The organism is Limimaricola hongkongensis DSM 17492 (assembly GCF_000600975.2).
GTDB classification, from domain to species: domain Bacteria; phylum Pseudomonadota; class Alphaproteobacteria; order Rhodobacterales; family Rhodobacteraceae; genus Limimaricola; species Limimaricola hongkongensis.
The window spans coordinates 291,207-314,860 of sequence record NZ_KK088653.1 but is presented as its reverse complement, the minus strand read 5'-3'; the positions used below and the strand labels follow the sequence as shown (position 1 = coordinate 314,860).

Sequence of the window (23,654 nt, the reverse complement as noted above, 5' to 3'; positions counted from 1 at the left end):
CGCGCCATGAATGGCATCCCCTTCCCCGAGATCTCGCCCGAGATCTTCTCGATCTCGCTCGGCGGGTTCGACTTCGCGCTGCGCTGGTACGCGCTGGCCTATATCGTCGGCATCGTGCTGGGCTGGCGGCTCGCCGTCGCGGCGCTCAGGCGACCGCAATTGTGGCCCGAAGGCCACCCGGCGATGACGCCGCCGCAGCTCGAGAACCTGCTGAGCTGGATCATCCTCGGCATCATCGGCGGCGGGCGGCTCGGCTACGCGCTGATCTACCAGCCCGGCTACTACCTGTCGCACCCCTGGGAGATCCCGTTCCTGTGGCAGGGCGGCATGTCGTTCCATGGCGGCTTCATCGGCGTGATCCTCGCGATTGCGATCTTCGCGCGCCGTCATCGACTGCCGCTGGGCGGGGTGGCCGACACCATCGCGCTCGCCACCCCGCCCGCGATCCTGCTGGGCCGTCTCGCCAACTTCATCAACGCCGAGCTCTGGGGCCGCCCGACCGACCTGCCATGGGGCGTGATCTTTCCGGGCGCGGCGGCGCAGGATTGCGCGGGCATCGTCGGCGCCTGCGCGCGCCACCCCTCGCAGCTCTACGAGGCCGCGATCGAGGGGCTGTTTCTGCTGGTTCTGTTCATCGTCATGGCGTTTCGCCGGGGCGCGCTGAAACGGCCCTGGCTGCTCTCGGGCACCTTTTTCCTGGTCTATGGCATCGGCCGCTTCCTCGTGGAGTTCGTGCGCCAGCCCGACGCGCAATTCGTGACGCCCGGCAACCCGCTCGGGCTCGCGCTGCATGTCGATGGCTGGGGGCTGACCATGGGACAGATCCTGTCGCTGCCGATGATCTTCGCCGGGGTGGCGGTGATCGCTTATGCGCGCCGCCGCCGCACGGCTCCGGCATGACGGCGCTGAAGGGAATCCTGCTGCGGCGCATCGCGGCCACCGGCCCGATCAGCATCGCCGACTACATGACCGAATGTCTGCTCCACCCCGAGCATGGCTACTACACCACCCGCGACCCGCTCGGCGCGGGCGGCGATTTCACCACCGCGCCCGAGATCAGCCAGATGTTCGGCGAGCTGATGGGCCTTGCGCTCGCGCAGGCTTGGCTCGACCAGGGCGCGCCCGCCCCCTTCATCCTCGCCGAGCCGGGGCCGGGACGCGGCACGCTGATGGCCGACATGCTGCGCGCCACCGCCCGCGTGCCGGGTTTCCACGATGCCGCGCGGCTGCATCTCGTCGAGGCATCGCCCGCTTTGCGCGCGGCGCAGGCCGCGCGCCTGCCCGAAGCCACGTGGCACGACCGGCTCGACCAGGTCCCCGACGACCTGCCGTTCTTTCTCGTGGCCAACGAGTTCTTCGACGCGCTGCCGATCCGGCAGTTCGTCCGCGACGGCGTGGGCTGGCGCGAGCGGGTGGTGGGCCGCGAAGAAGACCGGCTGGTGCTTGGCCTGACCGCGCCGGTGCCGCTGGCGGAGCTGGAGCCCCGGCTCGGTGACACGCGCGACGGCGACATGGTCGAGACCTCGCCCGCCCTGCCCGCCCTGGCGGGCGAGATCGGCGGGCGCATCGCGCGCAATGGCGGCGCGGCGCTCATCGTCGATTACGGCGGGCGCGGCACGACCGGCGACAGCTTTCAGGCGGTGCGCGGCCACGAGAAGGTCGACCCGCTTTCGGATCCCGGTCAGGCCGATCTCACCGCGCATGTGGATTTCGACGCGCTGGCGCGCGCGGCCCATCCCGCCGCCTGTGCCGGGCCGGTGCCGCAGGGGGTGTTTCTCGAACGGCTCGGCATCACCGCGCGGGCACAGGCGCTGGCGGCCCGGCTGAACGGCGCCGCGCTCGATGCCCATGTCGCCGCGCATCGCCGCTTGACCCACCCCGAAGAAATGGGCGACCTGTTCAAGGTAGCCGCCCTCCATCCACGCACCGCACCGCCCCCACCCGGAACCGAGACGTGAACGCCGCAACACCGCTCGACATCATCACCGCAGACAGCCTCGCATCGCTGCGCCACGGCTTTTTCGGCCGCGCCGGCGGGGCCTCGTCGGGCGTGTTCGCCGGGCTCAATTGCGGGCCCGGCAGCTCGGACCAGCACGAGGCGGTGCGAATCAACCGCAACAAGGTGGCGCAGGCGATGGAGGTGGCGCCCGAGGCGCTGATCGGCGTGCACCAGGTGCATTCCGCCGATGTCGTCACCATCGACGCCCCGTCGCCGGAGCGGCACCGCGCCGACGCGCTGGTCACCGCGACGCCGGGCCTCGCGCTCACCATTCTCACCGCCGATTGCCAGCCCGTGCTGTTCGCGGATGCCGAAGGCGGCGTGATCGGCGCCGCCCATGCCGGGTGGAAGGGCGCGCTGGCAGGCGTGCTCGAAGCCACGGTCGAGGCGATGGTGGCGGCGGGCGCCCGGCGCGAGCGCATCCACGCGGTGATCGGCCCCTCGATCAGCCAGCGCCGCTACGAGGTCGGCCCCGAATTGCTCGACGCCTTTCTCACCGAGGACCCGGAGGCGGCGCGGCACTTCGCCCAAGGCGAAGGCGACCGGCTCTTGTTCGACCTGCCGGGCTTCGGGCTGCGGCGGCTGCGCAAGGCGGGGATCGCCTCGGCCGAATGGACCCGCCACTGCACCTATTCGGACCCGGCGCGTTTTTTCAGCTACCGCCGTTCGACCCATGCGCGCGAGGCCGATTACGGCCGGCTGATCGCCGCGATCCGGCTTTGACCGCCGGGGCGGGCGATTTTCGACCGGTTCCACAAGCCCCCTGAAACAGTGCGTTTCACGGCCCCTCTTTGACAAGCAGGTCCGGCTCGGCGCATTGTCGCGGCGAACACAACAGCTTCGGGTGTTGTCGGTGGGGGCCGACAGCCGATGTGATGACCGAAAGGTGCTCGCATGGCATTGCCCCTGCCCTCCCGGACCACTTTGGCGCCCGCCGCGCCGCCGCCCGCTTCCCTGATGCGGCGCATCGAGATTCTCACCCTGTGTCCGCATCACGGCAGCGACATCGTCGAGACGACGCGGCGCGTGCCTGCCGCCCCGATTTTCGAACAGGCGGTCGCGGCGCTGGCCCATGGCGCCCAGATCCCGACCGAGCGCGGCCTCGTCGCGGTAGAAGACCTGCTGCCAGGCGACCGGGTCAAGACCGTCGACCGGGGGTTTCGGACGCTGCTGTGGCGCGGGGCCACGACGCTGGTGGCCGGCGTGCCCGGCCAATCGCCGGAGATGGGCCGCCTGACCCGGATCTCTGCCGACGCGCTGGGCATCGCGCGGCCCATGCACGACCTCGTGCTCGGGCCGATGGCGCATCTGGTGCGGCAGGGTGCGGCGATCGAGCGGCTCACCGGGCGGCGCGCCGCCGCCATCCCGGCACGCGACCTGATCGACGGCATCGGGGTGGTCGAACTGACCCCGCCTTCGGCGGTGCAGGTGTTCCACCTGGGCTTCGAGCGGCACGAGCGCATCCTGGCCAATGGGGTCGAGATCGAAAGCTACCATCCCGGCCCGGCGCAGCTGGCCCGGCTCGCGCCCGAGCAGCGCGGGCTGTTCCTGTCATGTTTTCCGCATCTGGAGCGGATCGAGGATTTCGGCCCTCCCACCCTGCCCCGGCTGCGGCTGGCGGAACTGGATCTCGCCGCCTGAAGCGCCGCGCCGCCCGGTTCAGGCCTTGCGCGCCAGCCGGGCCTCCAGCACGTCGAACGGCACGCCCGGCTCGGCCTTGGCGTTGCGGATCACCAATGATGTCTTGACGCTCGCCACGTTGGGGGCCGCCGTCAGCTCCCCGGTCAGGAAGGCCTGGAAACTGCGCAGGTCGGGTGCCACGCATTTCAGGACGAAATCCACCTCGCCGTTGAGCATGTGGCACTCGCGCACGAGCGGCCAGCCCCCGCAGCGCGCCTCGAAGGCCGACAGCTCGGCCTCGGACTGGCTCACCAGCCGCACCATGGCAAAGACCGACACGTCGAAGCCCAGCTCGCGCGGGTCGACATCGGCGTGGTAGCCACGGATATAGCCCTGCTCCTCGAGCGTGCGCACCCGGCGCAGGCAGGGCGGCGCCGAGATGCCGACGCGGCGCGCCAGCTCCACATTTGTCATCCGGCCATCGGCCTGAAGCTCGGCCAGGATCATCCTGTCGATCTCGTCGAGTTTTGCCCCGGGCATCGTCGTCTCCGTGAATGTTGCTCATGACCTATGCGATGGGCGCAAGAACCGCAAGAATATTGCGCATTCGCGCAACATCGTGACCCAACGCATGGTCCGACTGCCGCGGGCGGTCGGGCCGAACGCGGCCCGGGGTTTGCACCGGCAGGGACAGCGGCTATATGCAGCCGACTTCAGGCTTGCAAGGGGATGTCCCATGACCACGCGCCGCGACACCAGGGTTCTCATCATCGGCTCGGGCCCCGCCGGATACACCGCCGCGGTCTATGCCAGCCGCGCCATGCTCAACCCGATCCTCGTGCAGGGGCTGGAACCGGGCGGCCAGCTCACCACCACCACCGATGTCGAGAACTGGCCCGGCGACGCCACCGTGCAGGGCCCCGACCTGATGGTGCGGATGGAGGGCCATGCCCGCGAGATGGGCGCCGAGGTGATCACCGACATCATCACCGATCTCGACCTGTCGAAGCGGCCCTTCGTGGCCCGCGGCGACAGCGGCACCGAATACGTCGCCGAGGCGGTGATCCTCGCCACCGGCGCGCGCGCGAAATGGCTCGGCTTGCCTTCCGAAGAGGCGTTCAAGGGCTTTGGCGTTTCGGCCTGCGCGACCTGCGACGGCTTTTTCTACCGCGGGCAGGAGATCGTCGTGGTCGGCGGCGGCAACACCGCCGTCGAGGAGGCGCTGTTCCTGACCAACTTCGCCTCCAAGGTCACGCTGATCCACCGCCGCGACGAGCTGCGCGCCGAGATGGTGCTGCAAAAGCGGCTGTTCGATCACCCCAAGATCGAAACGCTCTGGCACCACCAGATCGAGGAGGTCGTGGGCGAGGACAATCCCAAGGGCGTCACCGGGGTCCGCGCCAGGCATGTCGAAACCGGCGAGATCACCGAGATCCCGGCCAAGGGCGTGTTCATCGCCATCGGCCACGCTCCCGCCTCCGAACTGGTCAAGGATCAGCTCGAGACGCATCACGGCGGCTATGTGAAGGTCGAGCCGGGCACGACCCGCGCTTCCGTGCCGGGGGTCTTTGCCGCGGGCGACCTGACCGACCATGTCTATCGCCAGGCGGTGACCTCCGCCGGGATGGGCTGCATGGCGGCGCTGGATGCCGAGAAGTTCCTCGCCGAGCATGGCGGTGCCGCCGAGGTCGACGGCCATACCAAGGACGAGACCCTGCCCCTGGGCTACGGCGCGCCCGAATCCGTCGGCGCGAAGTGACGCGGCGGGCGGAGTTTCTCCGCCCCTTCGCGGGTCGGTTCTGGCGCATCTGCGTCGAAGGGATCGACCCGCTGTCCACCGTCACCTCCCCCGAGGGGCGGTTCCACCATGATGGCCAGCCCGCGCTTTATGCCTCGCTCAGCCCCGAGGGCGCGGGCGTGGCGCTGGCCAGTTACGTGACGCCGGAAGATCCGCCGCGTCTTGTCTGGCCGCTCGACCTGGCGACCACGGCGCTGGCCGATCTGCGCCGCGCCCGCATCTGTACGGGCCTGGGCATCGATCCCGACGACCTCGTGGCGCGCCGGGCCATGGACCGGGCGGCGGGGCGCCCGGCACGCAGCTGGCGCGCCTCCGACCGGCTGCGCGATCTGGGCGCGACCGGGGCCATCTACCCCTCTCGCAAATCGCCCGAGCATGCGCATCTCGTGCTGTTCGCCGCGACGGGGCTGCGTTGCGCGGGCCCGCCGCGGGCATGGCGCCTGCCGCGCGCCTGATCCCGAGACGCGCTGTTCGCCGCCCGCGCCGCGCCGCATCCGCCTGTTCCCCGATCCCCGCCATCGGCAGAAATCGGTCCGTTTCGCGGCACCGCGCACTTGAACAGCAGCCGACCCCCGGTCTAGGAGCGGCGCAATTGCCCCCCGGCCCTGGAGAACCGTTTTGATGGCCTCGAACCTCGCCCCGATCCCCGAACTCTATGTCTCGTACGAGTCCGCCCAGAAGCTGAAGGTCGAAGCCGGCTCTCTCGTCTCCCACGATCTGACCCCGCGCCAGATCTGCGATCTCGAACTCCTGATGAATGGCGGGTTCAACCCGCTCAAGGGCTTCCTGACCCAAGAGGATTACGACAGCGTCGTCGAGACCATGCGCACCAAGGACGGCGCGCTGTGGCCGATGCCGGTGACGCTCGATGTCTCGGAGGAGTTCGCCGAGAAGGTCGAGCTCGACCAGGACATCGCCCTGCGCGACCAGGAAGGCGTGATTCTCGCCACCATGACCGTCACCGACAAGTGGGTCCCCAACAAGTCGCGCGAAGCCGAGAAGGTGTTCGGCGCCGATGACAGCGCGCACCCGGCGGTGAACTACCTGCACAACCACGCCGGCAAGGTCTATCTCGGCGGCCCGGTCACGGGCATCCAGCAGCCGGTGCATTACGACTTCAAGGCGCGGCGCGACACGCCCAACGAGCTGCGCGCCTATTTCCGCAAGATGGGTTGGCGCAAGATCGTCGCCTTCCAGACCCGCAACCCGCTGCACCGCGCGCATCAGGAACTGACCTTCCGCGCCGCCAAGGAAGCGCAGGCCAACCTGCTGATCCACCCGGTGGTCGGCATGACCAAGCCGGGCGATGTCGATCACTTCACCCGCGTGCGCTGCTACGAGGCGGTGCTCGACAAGTACCCCTCCTCGACCACCCACCTGTCGCTGCTGAACCTGGCCATGCGCATGGGCGGCCCGCGCGAGGCGCTGTGGCACGCGATCATCCGCAAGAATCACGGCCTGACCCACTTCATCGTCGGTCGCGACCATGCCGGCCCGGGCAAGAACTCCGAAGGCGAGGATTTCTACGGCCCCTATGACGCGCAGGAGCTGGTGCGCCAGCACCAGGAAGAAGTCGGCATCGAGATGGTCGACTTCAAGCACATGGTCTATGTGCAGGAAAAGGCGCAGTACTACCCGATCGACGAGGTGCCCGAGGGCTCCACGGTCCTGAACATCTCGGGCACCGAACTGCGCCGCCGCCTGTCCGAGGGCCTGGAGATCCCCGAGTGGTTCTCCTTCCCCGAGGTGGTCAAGGAGCTGCGTCGCACCAAGCCGCCGCGCGCCAAGCAGGGCTTCACCGTGTTCTTCACCGGTTTCTCGGGCTCGGGCAAATCGACCATCGCCAACGCGCTGATGGTCAAGCTGATGGAGATGGGCGGTCGCCCGGTGACGCTGCTCGACGGCGACATCGTGCGCAAGAACCTGTCTTCCGAGCTGGGCTTCTCCAAGGAGCACCGCGACCTCAACATCCGTCGCATCGGCTATGTGGCGAGCGAGATCACCAAGAACGGCGGCATCGCGATCTGCGCGCCGATCGCGCCCTATGCCGCGACCCGTCGCGCCGTGCGCGAGGATGTCGAGAATTTCGGCGCCTTCGTCGAGGTGCATGTCGCCACCTCGATCGAGGAATGCGAGCGCCGCGACCGCAAGGGGCTCTACAAGCTCGCCCGCGAAGGCAAGATCAAGGAGTTCACCGGCATCAGTGACCCCTATGACGTGCCCCAGACGCCCGAGCTTCGGGTCGAGACCGAGGGCACCGATGTCGACAACTGCGCGCATCAGGTGATCCTGAAGCTCGAACAGATGGGCCTGATCGCGGGCTGATCGCGACCTGTCCGCAAAAAGAAAGGCGCGCCCCGCGGGGCGCGCCTTTTTCGTTCAGATGATCCGCGGCGCGTTCAGTGCAGTGTCACGGGCTGCATGTCGTGCTGGCGCGCCAGCGTGAAGGCCAGCCCGCGATCGGCCACGAGCGCGAGCTGCTGGCCGTCGCTGTCATGAACGGCGAACAGCACGTCGAGCCCCTCGGCCTGTTCGCGCACCTCTTCGGGAAGGTCGGCCACGGGCACCGGCTTGACGTAGACGAGCTTGCTCTCGTCATCGGCGGAGAGCTTGTGATGGCGGAACTGGGTGTTCATTTTCCACTCCTCTTGATGCGGATCGTCTGCACGACGCTGTCGGCGGGCTGACGGGACAGGTCGATATGCAGCAGGCCGTTCTCGATCACCGCCTCGCCCACCTCGACGCCATCGGCGAGCACGAAGCTGCGCTGGAACTGGCGCGCGGCGATGCCGCGGTGCAGGAACACCCGCTCGTCGCCGCTGTCGGACTGGCGTCCGCGCACCACGAGCTGGTTGTTCTCCACGGTGATCGACAGGTCGGCCTCGGCAAAGCCAGCCACGGCGAGCGTGATCCGGTAGGACCGCTCCGAGGTCTGCTCGATGTTGTAGGGCGGATATCCGTCTCCCGACGCCTTCGCGGTACGTTCGACCAGCCGTTCGAGCTGTTCGAACCCCAGAAGGAAGGGGTGCGTCCCCAATGTGAGCTTCGTCATGCGACACGTCCTCAAGCCAAGCGACCGTCCATCAGCGGCCCCGACATCGGCAGCCGCCTGCGTTCAATATGGGAAGCGGAATTCCGCCTTGCAAGGTGCGGGGCTAGGCGGGTCCGGTCACACCCTCTATGATGCCCGAAAGACGTGGGACACCTGCATGAACAAGTCGGCGAAGATGGAAGAAATCGAGGTGCTCCGGGTGGAGCTGGAGGTGCTCAAGCACGAGCATCGCGACCTCGACGAGGCGATCGCGGCGCTCGAGGAGCGCGGCGGCACCGACATGCTGCGGCTGCGGCGGCTCAAGAAGCAGAAGCTGCAGCTCAAGGACCGGATCGCCCGGATCGAGGACCGCATTTTTCCCGACATCATCGCCTGAGGCCGGGCCCGGCCCCGCGATCCGCTTGCCGCCACGTCGCGTCCCGGTGTAACCCCGCCCCATCGGCAGCGAAGGGGACAGCGGATGGGCGCGAAGATCGGCATCATCATGGGCAGCCAGTCGGACTGGGCCACGATGCGCGAGGCGGCAATGATGCTCGACGAGCTGGGCGTTGCCTATGAAACCCGGATCGTCTCGGCGCACCGCACGCCGGATCGGCTTTGGGAATACGGCAAATCAACCGTGGCGCGCGGGCTTCAGGTCATCATCGCGGGCGCGGGCGGCGCCGCGCATCTGCCGGGCATGATGGCGTCGAAGACGCGGGTGCCGGTGATCGGCGTGCCGGTGCAGACCAAGGCGCTCTCGGGTGTCGATTCGCTCTATTCCATCCTGCAGATGCCGCGCGGCTTTCCCGTCGCCACCATGGCGATCGGACCCGCGGGCGCGGCCAATGCCGGGCTGATGGCCGCGGGCATTCTCGCGCTGCAGGACGAAGGTCTCGCGCAGCGGCTCGACGACTGGCGCGCCGCGCTCTCCGCCTCCATCCCCGAGGAGCCGACCGATGACTGACGCGCTCCGCCCCGGCCAGACCATCGGCATCCTCGGCGGCGGCCAGCTGGGCCGCATGCTGGCCGTCGCGGCCTCGCGCCTCGGGCTGCACTGCCACGTCTACGACCCCGCCGAGGGCGGCCCGGCCGCCGAGGTCGCGGCGCGCGCGACCACCGCCGCATGGGATGACGAGGCGGCTTTGCGCGCCTTCGCCGAAACCGTCGACGTCGTCACCTACGAATTCGAGAACGTGCCCGCCGCCTCGCTCGACCTGATCGAATCGATCGTGCCGATCCGCCCGAACCGCCGCGCGCTCGCGGTGTCGCAGGACCGGCTCGACGAAAAGGATTTTCTGCGCGATCTCGGCCTTGCTACCGCGCCCTACGCCACCGTCGACGATGCCGAAAGCCTCGACGCGGCACTGGCCCGGATCGGCGCGCCCGCGATCCTCAAGACCCGCCGCTTCGGCTATGACGGCAAGGGACAGGCGCGGATCATGGCGGCGGGCGATGCCGCCTCCGCGCTGGCGGCGATGAACGGCGCGGCGTCGATCCTCGAAGGCTTCGTCGCGTTCAACCACGAGGTCAGCGTGATCGGCGCGCGGGGGCTCGACGGCGCGGTCGCCTGCTTCGATCCCGGCGAGAACCGGCACGAGGACGGCATCCTGCGCGAGACCACCGTGCCGGCGCGGCTTTCGGCGTCGCAGCGCACCGACGCGGTGCTGCTGGCGGCGAAGATCCTGACCGAGCTCGACTATGTCGGCGTGCTGGGCGTGGAGCTGTTCGTCACGCACCAAGGCCTCGTGGTCAACGAAATCGCGCCGCGGGTCCATAATTCCGGTCACTGGACGCAGGATGGCTGCCTGATCGACCAGTTCGAGCAGCACATCCGCGCCGTCGCGGGCTGGCCGCTGGGCGACGGGGCGCGGCATTCGGACGTGGTGATGGAGAACCTGATCGGCGACGATGTCGACCGCATCCCGCAGATCGCCGCCACGCAGGCCGCGATCCATCTCTATGGCAAGGCCGAGGCCCGGCCCGGCCGCAAGATGGGCCATGTCAACCGGCTGACCGGCCCGGCCCGCTAGAGCATCTCGCGCAGCGCGGCGTCGAGCCCTTCGATGCCGCGCGGCCGCCAGCCGAGGCCGTGCAACCGATCACAACGCAGGACGCTGACATGGGCGGCATCGGCGCGCTCGGGCAGCGCCCCGCCCCGCCCAGTGATCCGCGCCACCCGATCCAGCAGGTCGCGCCGGTCGAGCAGGATGTCCGAGGCATTGAAGCTGCGTGGTGCGAGCGCCGCCTCCGGCGCCTTGAGCAGCAGCGCCACCGCCGCCGTCAGGTCGTCGCCATGCAGCTCGGTCGCCACGCGCGGCGCGATCGCCTCGCCCGCCACGAAGGCGTCGAACAGCCCACGCCATTTATGCACCGGCCCCGGCCCGTAGATCCCGGTCGCGCGCAGGCTCGCGGTGGCGAACCCCGGCCCGGCCAGCGCCGCGAGCCCCTGCTCCGCCGCCCATTTCACCGCGCCATAAAGCGTGTCGGGGCGCGGGAGGAGATCCTCGGCCAGTTTGGTGCCGGGCGGGTAGCCATCATGAACTGCGCGGCTCGACAGGAAGATCGCGCGGGATATCCCCGCCTCGCGCGCCGCCTCGAACAGGCGCAATGATCCATCGCGGTTCGCCGCGACAAAACCCTCGGGATCATCCCCCTCGCCGCCGCGGTAGCGCCCGGCGACGTGGGAAAACCCCGCGTGAACCAGCGCGTCGCAGCCCGACAGCGGCGCCGCTTCACCGAGCGCCCATGGCCGGTGCTCCGCGCCTTCGACCGGTCGCCGCCCGAGCGTCACCACCTCGTGACCGCGCGCCGTGAGACCGCGCAGCAGGAACCGCCCGACCAGTCCCGAGGCCCCGGTCAGCGCAATCCTCACGACGGGTTCGGCAGGCTTGCGAGATCGGGCACCGGCCCCTCGCCCGCATGGGCGCGCCACAGATCGATCAGGGGCCGCAGCCGGTCGGCCTTGGCATGGTCCTGCCACGGCTTCTCATACTGGAAATGCAGCACCTTGATCTGATCCCAGCGCCACAGCTCCGGCAGGTTGAACCAGACATATTGCAACGTGTTGAAGGTCACCGGCAGCCCGTGCCAGTCGGGAAAGAATTCCTGCAGGAAGGTCTGGTCGGTGCGCCGCCAGAACGCGCCGGGCGCGTCGAGCCGCGACAGCATCGCGTCATAGGTGGCGCGCGATGGCCGCGCGGTGAACACGCCGGAATTCATGCGGTGAAAATCCGCGAGGCTTTCATAGACATTCGGCGCGGCGCAGAACTCGGGATAGTCGAACAGCGCATCGATGTTGCGCAGCACCAGCGTGTCGGCGTCGAGGAACACGACGCGTTCATAGTCGAGCTGCCAGAGCCTGAGCTTGGCGAAATTGTCCAAGGGCGTGTGAAAGGCGGGCTTCTCGCCCTTGGTGAAGGGCGCGGCCCCGTGCAGCGCCTCGCGCGCATGGGCGGCGTCGAAGGCGGCGGAGGTCGGCAGAAGATCCGTCGCCACCAGCCGCGCCCCACGCGCGCGCAGCGGCGCGAGATTGGCCTCCGTCACGCCGCCGGTATGCAGCACCACGAGATCGGCCTGCGTCCCGCTCAGCCGCAGCGAGCGCAGCAGCGCCTTGGCCCCCAGCGCGAAATCGGCGTTGGTGACCAGCGTGACGAAGGCCCGGCGGCTCTGCGCCGGGCCTTCGGGTCCGAGCCCCTCGCTCACGAGACGGTGCGCAGCGCCCGCCCCTCGGGGTCGCGCTCGACGCGGGCCCCGAGATCGCGGGTCCAGGCGGAGACAGCCGGTACGCGGCTGCGGTCGATCCGGTGCGCGTATTTCTTCGCCACCTCGACCACCTCGTCCAGAAGCCCCTCCTGCAGCGTGATCGGGTCGAGGCCGAGCGCGAGGAACTTGTCGTTCTTCACGACGAGGTCGTTCTCCTCGGCCTCCTTGCGCGGGTTGGGCAGGAAGGACAGCTTCGCCCCGGTCTTCTTCGCCACCATCTCGGCGAGATCGCGCACGCGGTGCGTTTCGGTCATCTGGTTGAAGATCCGCACCCGCTCGCCCGATTTCGGCGCGTCCTGCAGCGCCAGCTCGATGCAGCGCACCGAATCCTGGATATGGATGAAGGCCCGCGTCTGACCGCCCGTGCCATGCACCGTGAGCGGATGGCCGATCGCCGCCTGAATGAGAAAGCGGTTGAGCACGGTGCCGTAATCGCCGTCGTAATCGAAACGGTTGATGAGCTGTTCATGGCGCCGCGTCTGGTCGGTATGGGTGCCCCAGACGATGCCCTGATGCAGGTCGGTGATCCGAAGCCCGTCATTCTGGGCATAGAACTGGAACAGGATCTGATCGAGGCTCTTGGTCATGTGATAGACCGAGCCCGGCTTGGTCGGATACAGGATCTCCTGGCTGGCCTTGTCGCCCGAAAGCGTCTCGACATCGACATCGAGATAGCCTTCGGGGATCGCCGCACCGACGCTGGAATAGCCATAGACGCCCATGGTGCCCAGATGCACGAGATGCGCGTCGATGCCGGTCTCGACTAGGGCGGCCAGCAGGTTGTGCGTGGCGCCCGTGTTGTTGTTGACCGTGTAGACCTTGTGGCGGTCGGATTTCATCGAATAGGGCGCCGCGCGCTGCTCGGCGAAATGGATGACGGCGTCGGGCTTTTCCTCGGCCAGCCAGGATTTCAGCCGCTCGTATTCCTTGGCGAGATCGATCAGGTGGAAATTGAGCCGCCGTCCCGTCACCTCGTGCCAGATCCGGCAGCGCTCCTGAATGGAATCCATCGGGGTGAGCGACTGCACGCCCAGCTCGGTGTCGATCCAGCGGCGGCTGAGATTGTCGAGAATGTGGATCTCGTGGCCCTGCTCGGACAGGTGCAGGCAGGTCGGCCAGCCGACGAAACCGTCGCCGCCGAGGATCGCGATCTTCATGTGGTGCCTCCCGTTAAGGTGGCCCGCTTCTGCCCGGCGGGCCGGTCGAGGCGCATAATGCATGGCGCATGGCAAAGCGCCACCCCGCCCAGCGACGGATCGCCGGGCGGGGATGGGACCGCATGGACGCGGTGCCCCGCCTTACCTGCGGCGGGTGGAGCGGCGCGCCGATGTCAGCGCCCCCACCAGCGCCGTCACGCCAAGCCCGATGGTCGCGGCGGCGGCGGCGGTGCGCCAATGCGGCGGCAGCGGGCGGTAGAAATCGGCGATCCGCGCCAATGCGGCGACCGGCGGCGCCGCCTTCCACAGGTCGGCCTCGGCCCGTTTGCCGGAGCGCTGCGTGACCTCGCGCATCACCCCGATTCCGGCGGCCATCGGCTTTAGCCGGGCCGTGCTCTCGCGCTTTTTCGGCAGCCGTCCGCGCGACACCGCCTCGAGCGCGTCGCCGAGGCTTTCGTCATCGCCGGCCCACAGGGCGCGGTAGACCACCGTGCCCTCCCGATCGGTGAGCCAGACGGCGTTGGGTTTCTCGTCGAGCTGCTGGTGCAGCGTGCCTTGGGTGTCATCCACCGCCACCGCCCATGGCAGGCTGTCGCGCTCCTTCAGGATGCGGGCGTTGCGGATCTTGGTATCCATGTCGTGCGGCTGGTCGAAGCGCTCGCCGGGATGCGCCTCGCGCACATGCAGCATGACGAAGACCACCTGCCCGCCATAGCGGCGGTGCAGCCGCTTGAGCGCCGGGTTCGAGGCCGCCGTCATCGGGCAGGTGTAGGACCCGCAGACAAGCAGCATCGGCTTGTGCCCGGTGATGGCATTGCTGCGGATGCGGCCGCCGGTGGCGGCGGGCAGGTCGAAGACCGGCAGCCGGTCGCCCGGCCCCGGCGTGCCGGGCCGGAAGGCCATGTCCTTGTGCAGGGTGCTGGCCTCGACGTGATCGTAAACGTAGTCGCTGGTCGATGTCATGGGGCGTCTCCGCAACTGGTGTGGCTACTGTCGCAGGCTCAACACGCGAAAGCCTCAGCCGTTCGATTTCTCTTGCGCCGCGCGCGCATCGAGCGCGCGGTTGAGATCGATCACCGCCCCGATCAGCCCGGCATGGGCAAAGGCCTGCGGAATGTTGCCCAACATCTCGCCCGAGCGCGGGTGCGCCTCTTCGGACAGAAGACCGAGATCGTTGGCCTGCGCGATATTCGCCGCGATGACCTGCTGCGCGCGCTCCAGCTCGCCGCGCATCACCCAGTATTGCGCGACCCAGAACCCGGCGGCGATGAAGACGCCCTCGCGCGTGCCGTCGTCGCATTCGAGCCGGCGGTGGAACAGCTTTCCATCCGGGCTCCAGTCGCGCTCCAGCGCCGCCATGGTGGCGATCATTTCCGGCGTGTCGGCGGCGCAGTAATCCCAGACCGGAAACAACGCGGCGGTCACGTCGACCTCCTCGGACCCGGGGTAGACGGCATAGGCCCCCTCCGAGGTCAGCCCGTTTTGCGCCACCCAGTCGCGGATCTCTGCCGCCGCTTCGCGCCAGAGGTCGGCCTCCGAAGCGCTGCCGAACTCGGCCGCCGATTCCAGCGCGCAGGCCGCCACGACCTTGCCCGACACATAGGGTTTGGGGGGCGTTTCCTCCCAGATCCCGTGATCGGGCTCGCGCCAGCACTCCGAGAGAAAGTCGCAAATGTCGGACACCACGTCCCAATGCGCGCGCTCCTCCGAGCTGCCTTCGCGGTAGAGCAGCTTGGCGGCCAGCACCACGTTGGCATAGGCGTCGAGCTGCAGCTGGTCGGCGGCGCCGTTGCCGATGCGCACGGGGCGCGATCCACGCCAGCCTTCGAGCGGCAGCTCGGTTTCGGTCGGGGCGGTTTCGCAGTCGAGATCGGTGAAGACCGCCATCGGATAGCGTTCCGACGTGCCGGTGCCGCGGCAGATGAATTGCAGGTATTCCTCGCCCTCGCTGTCTTCGCGGCACAGCCGCAAAAGCGCCGAGACGATCATGCCCGCGTCGCGCAGCCAGACGTAGCGGTAGTCGTAATTGCGCCCGCCCCCCACGATTTCGGGCAGCGAGGTGGTGACGGCGGCGACGGTCGCGCCGCTTTGCTCGTGGGTGCACAGGCGGATCGCACGCAGCGATTGCCGAACTTCGTCGGCAAAGACGCCACCGTAATTCACCGCCTCGTCGAGCGCGCGCCAATGGCCCAGCGTGTGGCCGCGCCAGTTGTCGAGCGTTTCGTGATCGATCCGCGCAAGCGGCGTGTCCGAAAGCAGCATCCAGCCGCGCGCCCCGGCGGGCAGCTCCATCACCACCGTCTCGCCCTCGATCCGCAAGGGGTGCGAGCCGTGCAGGCCCAGTGCTTCGACCGAGACGCCATTTTCCGTCACCGCCAGTTTAGCGGCCCGGTGGCCATAGCCGGGCCGCGCATCGAGCACGATCCGCACACCGGCAGGCGCGGGGCCGAATTCACGCACGAGCACGCCGCTCGGCGCCTGCGGGCCGGAGGTCATCCAGTCCAGCACGACGAGATCGCCCGCGGGCGCGGTCAGGACCGTCTCCAGCATGCCGCTGCCATCGAGATACCGGCGCGGTCCCGGCGCCGCCCCCTCCATCTCGATCCGCCATTCGCCGCCCTGCGGGTCGAGCAGCCCCGCCAGCAGGCTCGGCCCGTCGAAGCGGCAGGGGCAATACCACAGCACCCGCCCCATCCGGTCGATCACGGCGGCGGTGCGGCGGTCGCCCACCACGCCGAGATCGCGGATCGGCACGTCGTTGGACGGCATCCCCGCCGCGCGGGTGGTCTGGTGGCGGGGTTCGGTCATGCAGGATCTCCTTTTGTCGATCCAACCGGGGCGCGGATCGCGGGGTTCCGCGGGCGCGGCGCATGGCCGCGGCAAAGAGAAAAATGCGATCGCCGAACGCCTCGAAGGGGCCGGTCGAGGCAAACAGAGGCGAGAGCTGCCCCTAGAGCGGCACGTCGGTGGTGTTCTTGATCTCGCGCAGCGTCACGCTCGTGGAGATCGACAGCACGTGCGGCAGTTGCACCAGCGCGTTCTTCACCGTGCTTTCATAGTGCCGGATCGACCGGGCCAGCACCCGCAGCAGGTAATCGTGATCGCCTGAGACCGAGTAGCACTGCACCACTTCGGCGATGCCCGCCACGGCGGCCTCGAATTCCTCGAGATGCCCGCGCGAATGGCCGTTCATCCGCACTGCGCAGAACACGGTGATGTCGAACCCGGCCGCCACCGGGTCGATGATATGGCGCTTTTCCTCGATCACGCCCGCCTCGCGCATCCGCGCCAGCCTGCGCCAGCACGGCGTATGCGACAGGCCGAGCCGCTCGCCGACCTCGCGCAGCGTCAGCTCCGGCTCGGCTTGCAACAGCCGCAAAAGCCGCCGGTCGGTGTCGTCCAATGTGATCGTGTCGCCCATCATGCCCCATCCCCGGCGGCGATCCTCTCGTCCGGCGGGGGTGGCGTCAATGGGCGCGCCGTTCATGCCCAGCGCGCCGGGCGTTTTTCCAAGAACGCCGCGATCCCCTCCTCGGCCTCCGGGCTTTCCCACGCCTCGACCAGACGGTCGATCGTCGCCTCGATCACCGCCTCGTCGATGCGCGGACCAAGGCTGCGGGCCAGCGCCTTGGCCCGCGCCGCAGCCCCGCGCGCGATCTTCAGATAGGGCGCGACCTCGGCCTCGACAGCGGCGTCGATATCCGCCTCCGGCACCGCGCGCGTTGCGATGCCGAGCCGCACCGCCTCCTCCGCGCCGAAGATCCGCGCCGACATGAAGACCTGCCGCGCCCGTCCCTCGCCCATCCGCGCCAGCACGTAGGGCGAAATCGTCGCCGGGATGATCCCGAGCCTGGTCTCGGTGAAGCCGAAGCGGGTGGCCTCCTCGGCCACCACCACGTCGCAGATGCAGGCGAGGCCGACGCCACCGCCATAGGCACCGCCATGCACCCGGCCAATCAGCGGGCTGGGCATGGTGTTGAGCGCGTCGAGCATCCCCGCAAGGCGCCGCGCCTCGGCCCGGCGCCCGTCGCGGTCGGCGCGGATCTGCGCCTGCATCCAGGTAAGATCTCCGCCCGCGCAGAACACCTCGCCCGCACCGCGCAGCACCACGGCACGCGCCTTTGCCCCCTCGGCCCGCGACAGCGCCGTCAGCTCGTCCATCATCTTCGCCGAGAGCGCGTTGCGCCGCTCGGGCGCGTTCAGCGTCACGGTGAGCACGCCGCGATCGTCGGCCTCGAGGTCCAGCGTCTCGTAGCTCATGCCCGCAACTCCTTTGCGAAGGCCGCCGTCTCGGCCAGCCGCTTGGCATCCAGTCCCGTCTCGAAGCCCCGCTCCTCCAGCATCAGCGCCAGCGCCTCGGTCGCGACATTGCCCGCCGCGCCGGGCGCGAAGGGGCAGCCGCCAAGCCCGCCGATGCTGGCGTCGAACACCCGCAGCCCACGGTCGAGGCAGACGGCGACGTTGTCGAGCGCGCGGCCCGAGGTGTCATGAAAATGCCCGGCGAGCCGTTCGGCAGGCACACGCGCGAGCACGGCATCGAGCATCGCGCCCGTGTCCTCGGGCAGCGCCCGGCCCAGTGTTTCGCCCAAGCTGATCTCGTAGCAGCCCATGTCGAGCAGCCGCGCCGCGACATCGGCCACCGCTTCGGGCGCGACCTTGCCGTCATAGGGGCAATGGGTGACGCAGGAGACATAGCCGCGCACCGGCAGCCCGGCGGCTCGTGCGGCCTCCATGACCGGCGCGAAACGCTCCATGCTCTCGGCGATGGAGCAGCCGATATTGGCCTGGCTGAAGCCCTCCGAGGCGGAAGCGAAGATCGCGACCTCCTCGGCTTTCGCCTCGCGCGCCGCTTCGAAGCCGCGCAGGTTCGGGGTCAGCGCCGCGTAGCGGATCGACGGGTCACGCGCGATCCCCGCCAACACTTCGACCGCGTCGGCCATCTGCGGCACTCGCTTGGGGTTCACGAAGCTCGTCACCTCGATCCGCCCGAAACCGCAGGCGCTCAGCCTGTCGACCAGCGCGATCTTGGTTTCGGCGGGGATGATCCGTTTTTCGTTCTGCAGCCCGTCGCGGGGGCCGACCTCGACGATCTCGGCGCGCTCACTCATCTTCGGGCTCCAATGTCAGCAGCAGATCGCCGTCGGAAATCTGCGCCCCCTCCTGCGCCAGCACCTCGGCCACCACACCGTCGCGCGGCGCGGTGAGCGTGTGCTCCATCTTCATCGCCTCCAAGATGGCGAGCGGCTGGCCCTTCTCGACCTTCTGCCCGGCCTCGGCGCGCATCCGTTTGACCAGCCCCGGCATCGGCGCGGCGATGGCATCGCCGCCCGCGCCCGCCGCATCGGCGGCGGCGAGCGGATCGGGGATGGCAAAGCCGAAGGCCCGCCCCGCATCCCAGACGGTGACCCGGTTGCCATGCCGCGCGGCCTCGGCCCGAAAGCGCCGACCCGCCACGGTGACGACAAGCCCGCCGGTGTCACGTGAAACGCCGATCCCGGTGCCGGCGCGGTGCCAATGCCCCGGCCCGTCACGGCGCAGCGCGACATCAAGCGCCTCGCCCTCGTGCTCCAGCACGACATGCACCTCGGAGGCGCCCCAGTTGCGAAACCCCCTGAGCGCATCCCAGGGACCGTCCCCGGCGGGCGGATGATCGAGCCCGGCGGCGGCGAGCGCGGCCAGCACCGGCACGTGATCTGGCATCGGCGGCTTCGCGGTCAGCGCGTCGAGATCGCGACCGATCAGCCCGGTGTCGAGATCGCCCGCGACGAATCCCTCGTGTCGCAGAAGCGCCGCGAGAAATGCGAGATTGGTCACCGTCCCGCCGACCTGCGTGGCCTCCAGCGCCGCGTGCAGCCGCGACAGCGCCTCTTCGCGGGTGGCGCCATGGGCGATGACCTTGGCGATCATCGGGTCGTAATGCGGGGTGATCGCGTCGCCCTCGACGACACCGGCATCGACGCGCAGCGCGCCGCGCGCGAACCGCGCCGCCTCGGGAAAGCGCAGCCGCTCCAGCCGGCCGGTGGCAGGCAGAAAGCCGCGATCGGCATCCTCGGCATAGAGCCGCGCCTCGACCGCGTGGCCGTTGATCGTCAGCTCGTCCTGCGACAGCGGCAGGGTTTCACCGCGTGCCACCCGGATCTGCCATTCGACGAGATCGAGCCCGGTGATCGCCTCGGTCACGGGATGCTCGACCTGCAACCTTGTGTTCATTTCCATGAACCAGAACCCGTCCTCGCGCAGCCCTTTTGAGCCGTCGGCGATGAACTCGATCGTGCCCGCGCCGACATAGCCGATGGCGCGCGCCGCCTCGACGGCGGCGGCGCCCATGGCGGCGCGGACATGTTCGGGCATGCCCGGTGCGGGGGCCTCCTCAATCACCTTCTGGTGGCGGCGCTGCAGCGAGCAGTCGCGCTCGAACAGGTGCACGACGTTGCCATGCGCGTCGGCGAAGACCTGGATCTCCACGTGGCGCGGCGAGGTGATGAATTTCTCGACGAGAACGGCGGCGTCGCCGAAGCTCGCCCGACCCTCGGCCTGCGCACCTTCGAGCGCGTCGGCGAAGTCCTCGGCCCGCTCCACGAGCCGCATCCCCTTGCCGCCGCCACCGGCGCGGGCCTTGATCAGCACCGGGTAGCCGATGCGCCCGGCCTCCTCGGCCAGCATCGCCGCGTCCTGCCCCTCGCCGTGATAGCCCGGCACGACCGGCACCCCGGCCTCCTCCATCCGCTTCTTGGCGGCGTCCTTGAGGCCCATGGCGCGGATGGCGCTGGCGGGCGGGCCCATGAAGACCAGCCCCGCCGCCTCGACCGCCTCGACGAATTCGGGGTTCTCGGAGAGAAAGCCGTAGCCCGGGTGGATCGCGCCCGCCCCGGTGACGCGCGCGGCCTCGAGGATCGCCTCGGTTCTCAGGTAGCTCTCGCCCACCGGCGCCGGGCCGATGCGCACCGCCTCGTCGGCGAGCCGCACATGCACCGCGTCGGCATCGGCGTCGGAATGCACAGCAACGGTCCTGAGCCCCATGGCTCGCGCGGTGGTGATGACCCGCGCGGCGATCTCGCCGCGGTTCGCGATCAGGATCTTGTCGAACATCAGGCGAAATCCTCCACCAGCCGGAATCTCTCGCAGACCAGCATCATCTCAGGGGACCAGCCCCCGTTGCGCTCGAAGTAGCGGCGGTGGTCCGCCTGCCAGCCCTCCAGCGTTTCGTTCTCGCCCTCGGCCAGCGCGAAATCGGCGTCCACGTCGCAAAAGCGGCGCTGTGTCACCTCGATCGTCTCGATCATCAGCGCCGGGGAACCATCCCAGTTCAGCGCCACGTCGCGGCGGCCGACCTTCGGCATCGGCTCGCCCGCCTCGAAATCACGCAGCGCGCCGCAGGTTGCGGTCTTGGCACCGGAACGGACCAGCGCGAGCAGCTCGGCGCACATCTGCGGGCCATCGCCGAAGCGGAAGCTTTCGAGATCCGGGTACCGGGCCTTGAGATCATCCAAACTCACCATGCCCGCCTCACATCCTGAAGACGCCGAAGCGCGTGTCGGGGATCGGCGCGTTCAGCGCCGCCGAAAGCGACAGGGCCAGCACCTCGCGGGTGCGGCGCGGGTCGACGATGCCGTCATCCCAGAGCCGCGCGCTCGCATAGAGCGGATGCGCCTGCTCCTCGAACCGGTCGCGCAGCGGCTGCTTGAAGGCGCTTTCCTCTTCCTCGGTCCACGGCTTGCCCTGCCGCGACAGCGCCTCGCCGCGCACCTGCGCCATGACGCCCGCCGCCTGCTCGCCGCCCATCACGCCGATCCGGCTCGCGGGCCATGTCCACAGGAAACGGGGCGAATAGGCCCGCCCGCACATGCCGTAATTGCCCGCACCGTAAGAGCCGCCGACGATCATCGTCACCTTGGGCACCTCGGTGGAGGCCACCGCCGTCACCAGTTTCGCCCCGTCCTTGGCGATGCCGCCCGCCTCGTATTTGCGCCCCACCATGAAGCCGGTGATGTTCTGCAAAAACACCAGAGGGATCTTGCGCTGCGAGCACAGCTCGACGAAATGCGCACCCTTCAATGCTGCCTCGGAGAACAGCACGCCGTTGTTGGCGATGATCCCCACCGGCATGCCCATGATGTGACCAAAGCCCGTCACCAGCGTTTCGCCGTAGCGCGGCTTGAACTCGTCGAGGCGCGAGCCGTCGAGCACGCGGGCCAGAAGCTCGCGGATGTCATAGGGCTTGCGCGGATCGGCGGGCACCACGCCGAGGATTTCCTCGGCGTCGTAGAGCGGCGCCTCGACCGCTTGCGTCACCACCGTCTCGGGCTTGCGCCGGTTGAGCCCGGCCACAGCCTGCCGCGCCAGTGCCAAGGCATGCGCGTCGTCATCGGCGAGGTAATCGGCCACGCCCGACAGCCGCGTGTGCACGTCGCCGCCGCCAAGGTCCTCGGCAGAGACGACCTCGCCCGTCGCGGCCTTCACCAAGGGCGGGCCGGCGAGGAAGATGGTGCCCTGTTCCTTCACGATGATGGTCACGTCCGACATCGCGGGCACATAGGCGCCGCCCGCGGTGCACGACCCCATGACCACGGCGATCTGCGGGATGCCCTGCCCGCTCATCCGGGCCTGGTTGTAGAAGATCCGCCCGAAATGATCGCGGTCGGGAAACACCTCGTCCTGGTTGGGCAGGTTGGCGCCGCCGGAATCGACGAGATAGACGCAAGGCAGGTGGTTCGCCTCGGCGATTTCCTGCGCGCGCAGGTGTTTCTTCACGGTCATCGGGTAATAGGTGCCGCCCTTCACGGTGGCGTCGTTGCACAGCACCATGACCTCCTGGCCCTCGATCCGGCCCACGCCCGCGATCATGCCCGCGCCGGGGGCGGCCCCGTCATAGAGGCCATGCGCCGCCGTGGCGCCGACTTCGAGAAACGGGCTGCCCGGATCGAGTAGCCGCGTGACCCGGTCGCGCGGCAGAAGCTTGCCGCGCGAGACATGCCGGTCGCGCGCTCTCTCGCCGCCACCCGCGCGCGCCGCCTCGACGGCCTCGCGCACGGTCTCCATCGCCGCAAGCTGCGCTTCGCGGTTCTCGCGAAACGATTCCGAAGACGGGGACAACGCCGATCGCAGCAGGCCCATCAGCGCACCTTTGCCATCAGCTCGCGCCCGATCAGCATGCGGCGGATTTCGCTCGTGCCCGCACCGATCTCCATCAGCTTGGCATCGCGGAAGATCCGGCTCACCGCGCTTTCGTTCATGAAGCCTGTGCCGCCCATCGCCTGCACCGCCTGATGCGCGACGACCATCGCCTCCTCGGAGGCATAGAGCACGCAGGCGGCGGCATCGGCGCGGGTGACGCGGCCCGCATCGCAGGCGCGCGCCACGGCATAGACATAGGCGCGGGCCGAGCCGAGCTTGGTATAGATGTCGGCCACCTTGCCCTGCATCAGCTGGAAATCCCCGATGGGTTTGCCGAACTGCTTGCGCTCGGCGAGATAGGGCATGATCTCGTCGAGACAGGCCGCCATGATGCCGGTGCCGATGCCCGAGAGCACCACGCGCTCGTAATCGAGCCCCGACATCAGCACCTTCACGCCGCCGCCGACCGCGCCCAGCACATTCTCGTCCGGCACCTCGACATTCTCGAACACCAGCTCGGCGGTGTTGGAGCCACGCATGCCGAGCTTGTCGAAATGCTCGGAGGTCGAGAAGCCCGCCATGCCGCGCTCGATCATGAAGGCGGTGATGCCCTTGGAGCCGGCCTCAGGGTCGGTCTTGGCATAGACGACGAGCGTTTCGGCGTCGGGGCCGTTGGTGATCCAGTATTTCGTACCGTTGAGCTTCCAGCCGCCATCGACGCGGTCGGCCCGCAGGCTCATCGACACCACGTCGGAGCCCGCCCCCGCCTCGGACATGGCCAGCGCGCCGACATGTTCGCCAGAGACCAGCTTAGGCAGGTACTTTGCTTTTTGCGCGTCGTTGCCGTTGAGCACGATCTGGTTCACGCAGAGGTTCGAATGCGCGCCGTAGCTGAGCGAGACGCTGGCGGAGGCCCGCGCGATTTCCTCGACCGCGATGACATGCGCCAGATAGCCCATGCCCGCGCCGCCATATTCCTCGGGCACCGTGATGCCGAGCAGCCCCAGATCGCCCATTTCGCGCCACAGATCGGCGGGGAACAGGTTGGATTTGTCGATCTCGGCGGCGCGGGGCTTCAGCCGCTCCTGCGCCCAGCGATGCACCGTCTCGCGCAGCGCCTCGCCATCTTCACCCAGATCGAACTTCATCGCGTGATCGAACATTGCCATC

General features: G+C 68.9%; 25 protein-coding genes. 10 read left to right on the top strand and 15 right to left on the bottom strand.

Annotated elements, in window-relative coordinates; genetic code table 11:
* Positions 1-6 precede the first annotated feature (6 nt).
* The 4 genes from lgt to LOKHON_RS11965 all read left to right on the top strand — a co-directional run bounded on the left by lgt (position 7) and on the right by LOKHON_RS11965 (position 3,640).
* Complete coding sequence (gene lgt, locus LOKHON_RS11980) at positions 7-900, top strand: prolipoprotein diacylglyceryl transferase (protein ID WP_017929685.1); 894 nt, start codon at positions 7-9, stop codon at positions 898-900.
* Positions 897-1,958, top strand: a complete 1,062-nt coding sequence (locus tag LOKHON_RS11975) for a class I SAM-dependent methyltransferase (protein WP_017929684.1) — start codon at positions 897-899, stop codon at positions 1,956-1,958. The genes lgt and LOKHON_RS11975 overlap by 4 nt, the downstream gene beginning before the upstream one ends.
* A complete protein-coding gene (gene pgeF, locus LOKHON_RS11970) occupies positions 1,955-2,722 on the top strand; it encodes a peptidoglycan editing factor PgeF (RefSeq protein WP_017929683.1) in 768 nt (255 codons plus the stop codon). The genes LOKHON_RS11975 and pgeF overlap by 4 nt, the downstream gene beginning before the upstream one ends.
* 234 nt (positions 2,723-2,956) lie before the next feature.
* On the top strand, positions 2,957-3,640 hold the full coding sequence (locus LOKHON_RS11965; protein ID WP_051059669.1) for a Hint domain-containing protein: 684 nt from the start codon (positions 2,957-2,959) through the stop codon (positions 3,638-3,640).
* 18 nt (positions 3,641-3,658) lie between these two features.
* Here the strand turns inward: LOKHON_RS11965 and LOKHON_RS11960 are convergent, their stop codons facing one another.
* Positions 3,659-4,159, bottom strand: coding sequence for an Lrp/AsnC family transcriptional regulator (locus LOKHON_RS11960; RefSeq protein ID WP_017929681.1), 501 nt, complete (start codon positions 4,157-4,159; stop codon positions 3,659-3,661).
* Between the two features lie 196 nt (positions 4,160-4,355).
* Between LOKHON_RS11960 and trxB the strand changes: the two genes are divergently transcribed.
* From trxB to LOKHON_RS11945, 3 genes are all read left to right on the top strand, one after another.
* Positions 4,356-5,378, top strand: a complete 1,023-nt coding sequence (gene trxB, locus LOKHON_RS11955) for a thioredoxin-disulfide reductase (RefSeq protein WP_017929680.1) — start codon at positions 4,356-4,358, stop codon at positions 5,376-5,378.
* The gene (locus LOKHON_RS11950) at positions 5,375-5,872 is read left to right on the top strand and encodes an RES family NAD+ phosphorylase (RefSeq protein WP_017929679.1); all 498 of its coding nucleotides are present in this window, start codon (positions 5,375-5,377) and stop codon (positions 5,870-5,872) included. Before trxB ends, LOKHON_RS11950 begins: the two co-directional genes overlap by 4 nt.
* A gap of 166 nt (positions 5,873-6,038) precedes the next feature.
* On the top strand, positions 6,039-7,742 hold the full coding sequence (locus tag LOKHON_RS11945; protein ID WP_017929678.1) for a bifunctional sulfate adenylyltransferase/adenylylsulfate kinase: 1,704 nt from the start codon (positions 6,039-6,041) through the stop codon (positions 7,740-7,742).
* Positions 7,743-7,816: 74 nt separating this feature from the next.
* Here LOKHON_RS11945 and LOKHON_RS11940 read toward each other — a convergent pair whose 3' ends face one another.
* A complete protein-coding gene (locus LOKHON_RS11940; protein ID WP_017929677.1) occupies positions 7,817-8,053 on the bottom strand; it encodes a DUF1150 family protein in 237 nt (78 codons plus the stop codon).
* Positions 8,050-8,469 (bottom strand): Hsp20 family protein, encoded by a 420-nt coding sequence (locus LOKHON_RS11935; RefSeq protein ID WP_017929676.1) that lies wholly within the window; start codon positions 8,467-8,469, stop codon positions 8,050-8,052. Before LOKHON_RS11935 ends, LOKHON_RS11940 begins: the two co-directional genes overlap by 4 nt.
* A gap of 157 nt (positions 8,470-8,626) precedes the next feature.
* Here LOKHON_RS11935 and LOKHON_RS11930 point away from each other — a divergent pair, with 157 nt between their 5' ends.
* From LOKHON_RS11930 to LOKHON_RS11920, 3 genes are all read left to right on the top strand, one after another.
* Positions 8,627-8,845 (top strand): YdcH family protein, encoded by a 219-nt coding sequence (locus LOKHON_RS11930; protein ID WP_017929675.1) that lies wholly within the window; start codon positions 8,627-8,629, stop codon positions 8,843-8,845.
* Between the two features lie 84 nt (positions 8,846-8,929).
* On the top strand, positions 8,930-9,415 hold the full coding sequence (gene purE / locus LOKHON_RS11925) for a 5-(carboxyamino)imidazole ribonucleotide mutase (protein WP_017929674.1): 486 nt from the start codon (positions 8,930-8,932) through the stop codon (positions 9,413-9,415).
* Positions 9,408-10,481: a 5-(carboxyamino)imidazole ribonucleotide synthase gene (locus tag LOKHON_RS11920; RefSeq protein ID WP_017929673.1), complete on the top strand. Its 1,074-nt coding sequence runs from the start codon at positions 9,408-9,410 to the stop codon at positions 10,479-10,481. The genes purE and LOKHON_RS11920 overlap by 8 nt, the downstream gene beginning before the upstream one ends.
* On the opposite strand, the gene LOKHON_RS11915 is transcribed toward LOKHON_RS11920, so the two are convergent.
* From LOKHON_RS11915 to LOKHON_RS11860, 12 genes are all read right to left on the bottom strand, one after another.
* Entirely contained in the window at positions 10,478-11,323 is an 846-nt protein-coding gene (locus LOKHON_RS11915; RefSeq protein WP_017929672.1) for an NAD-dependent epimerase/dehydratase family protein, read from the bottom strand. The two genes, LOKHON_RS11920 and LOKHON_RS11915, sit on opposite strands and share 4 nt — an antisense overlap.
* Positions 11,320-12,153, bottom strand: a complete 834-nt coding sequence (locus LOKHON_RS11910; RefSeq protein WP_017929671.1) for a glycosyltransferase — start codon at positions 12,151-12,153, stop codon at positions 11,320-11,322. The genes LOKHON_RS11915 and LOKHON_RS11910 overlap by 4 nt, the downstream gene beginning before the upstream one ends.
* Positions 12,150-13,370 (bottom strand): NAD-dependent epimerase/dehydratase family protein, encoded by a 1,221-nt coding sequence (locus LOKHON_RS11905; RefSeq protein WP_017929670.1) that lies wholly within the window; start codon positions 13,368-13,370, stop codon positions 12,150-12,152. The genes LOKHON_RS11910 and LOKHON_RS11905 overlap by 4 nt, the downstream gene beginning before the upstream one ends.
* 141 nt (positions 13,371-13,511) lie before the next feature.
* Positions 13,512-14,333 carry a TlpA family protein disulfide reductase gene (locus tag LOKHON_RS11900; protein ID WP_017929669.1) on the bottom strand — a complete coding sequence of 274 codons (822 nt, stop codon included), beginning with the start codon at positions 14,331-14,333 and terminating at the stop codon, positions 13,512-13,514.
* Between the two features lie 54 nt (positions 14,334-14,387).
* On the bottom strand, positions 14,388-16,178 hold the full coding sequence (locus tag LOKHON_RS11895; protein WP_017929668.1) for a glycoside hydrolase family 15 protein: 1,791 nt from the start codon (positions 16,176-16,178) through the stop codon (positions 14,388-14,390).
* A 142-nt stretch (positions 16,179-16,320) separates the two neighbouring features.
* On the bottom strand, positions 16,321-16,791 hold the full coding sequence (locus LOKHON_RS11890; protein ID WP_026147616.1) for an Lrp/AsnC family transcriptional regulator: 471 nt from the start codon (positions 16,789-16,791) through the stop codon (positions 16,321-16,323).
* Positions 16,792-16,853: 62 nt separating this feature from the next.
* Complete coding sequence (locus LOKHON_RS11885; protein ID WP_017929666.1) at positions 16,854-17,630, bottom strand: crotonase/enoyl-CoA hydratase family protein; 777 nt, start codon at positions 17,628-17,630, stop codon at positions 16,854-16,856.
* Positions 17,627-18,478, bottom strand: a complete 852-nt coding sequence (locus LOKHON_RS11880) for a hydroxymethylglutaryl-CoA lyase (RefSeq protein ID WP_017929665.1) — start codon at positions 18,476-18,478, stop codon at positions 17,627-17,629. Before LOKHON_RS11880 ends, LOKHON_RS11885 begins: the two co-directional genes overlap by 4 nt.
* Positions 18,471-20,459, bottom strand: coding sequence for an acetyl/propionyl/methylcrotonyl-CoA carboxylase subunit alpha (locus LOKHON_RS11875; protein WP_017929664.1), 1,989 nt, complete (start codon positions 20,457-20,459; stop codon positions 18,471-18,473). Before LOKHON_RS11875 ends, LOKHON_RS11880 begins: the two co-directional genes overlap by 8 nt.
* On the bottom strand, positions 20,459-20,869 hold the full coding sequence (locus LOKHON_RS11870) for an ASCH domain-containing protein (protein ID WP_017929663.1): 411 nt from the start codon (positions 20,867-20,869) through the stop codon (positions 20,459-20,461). The genes LOKHON_RS11875 and LOKHON_RS11870 overlap by 1 nt, the downstream gene beginning before the upstream one ends.
* A 7-nt stretch (positions 20,870-20,876) precedes the next feature.
* Positions 20,877-22,484 (bottom strand): carboxyl transferase domain-containing protein, encoded by a 1,608-nt coding sequence (locus LOKHON_RS11865; RefSeq protein WP_017929662.1) that lies wholly within the window; start codon positions 22,482-22,484, stop codon positions 20,877-20,879.
* Positions 22,484-23,647, bottom strand: coding sequence for an isovaleryl-CoA dehydrogenase (locus LOKHON_RS11860; RefSeq protein WP_017929661.1), 1,164 nt, complete (start codon positions 23,645-23,647; stop codon positions 22,484-22,486). Before LOKHON_RS11860 ends, LOKHON_RS11865 begins: the two co-directional genes overlap by 1 nt.
* Positions 23,648-23,654 lie beyond the last annotated feature (7 nt).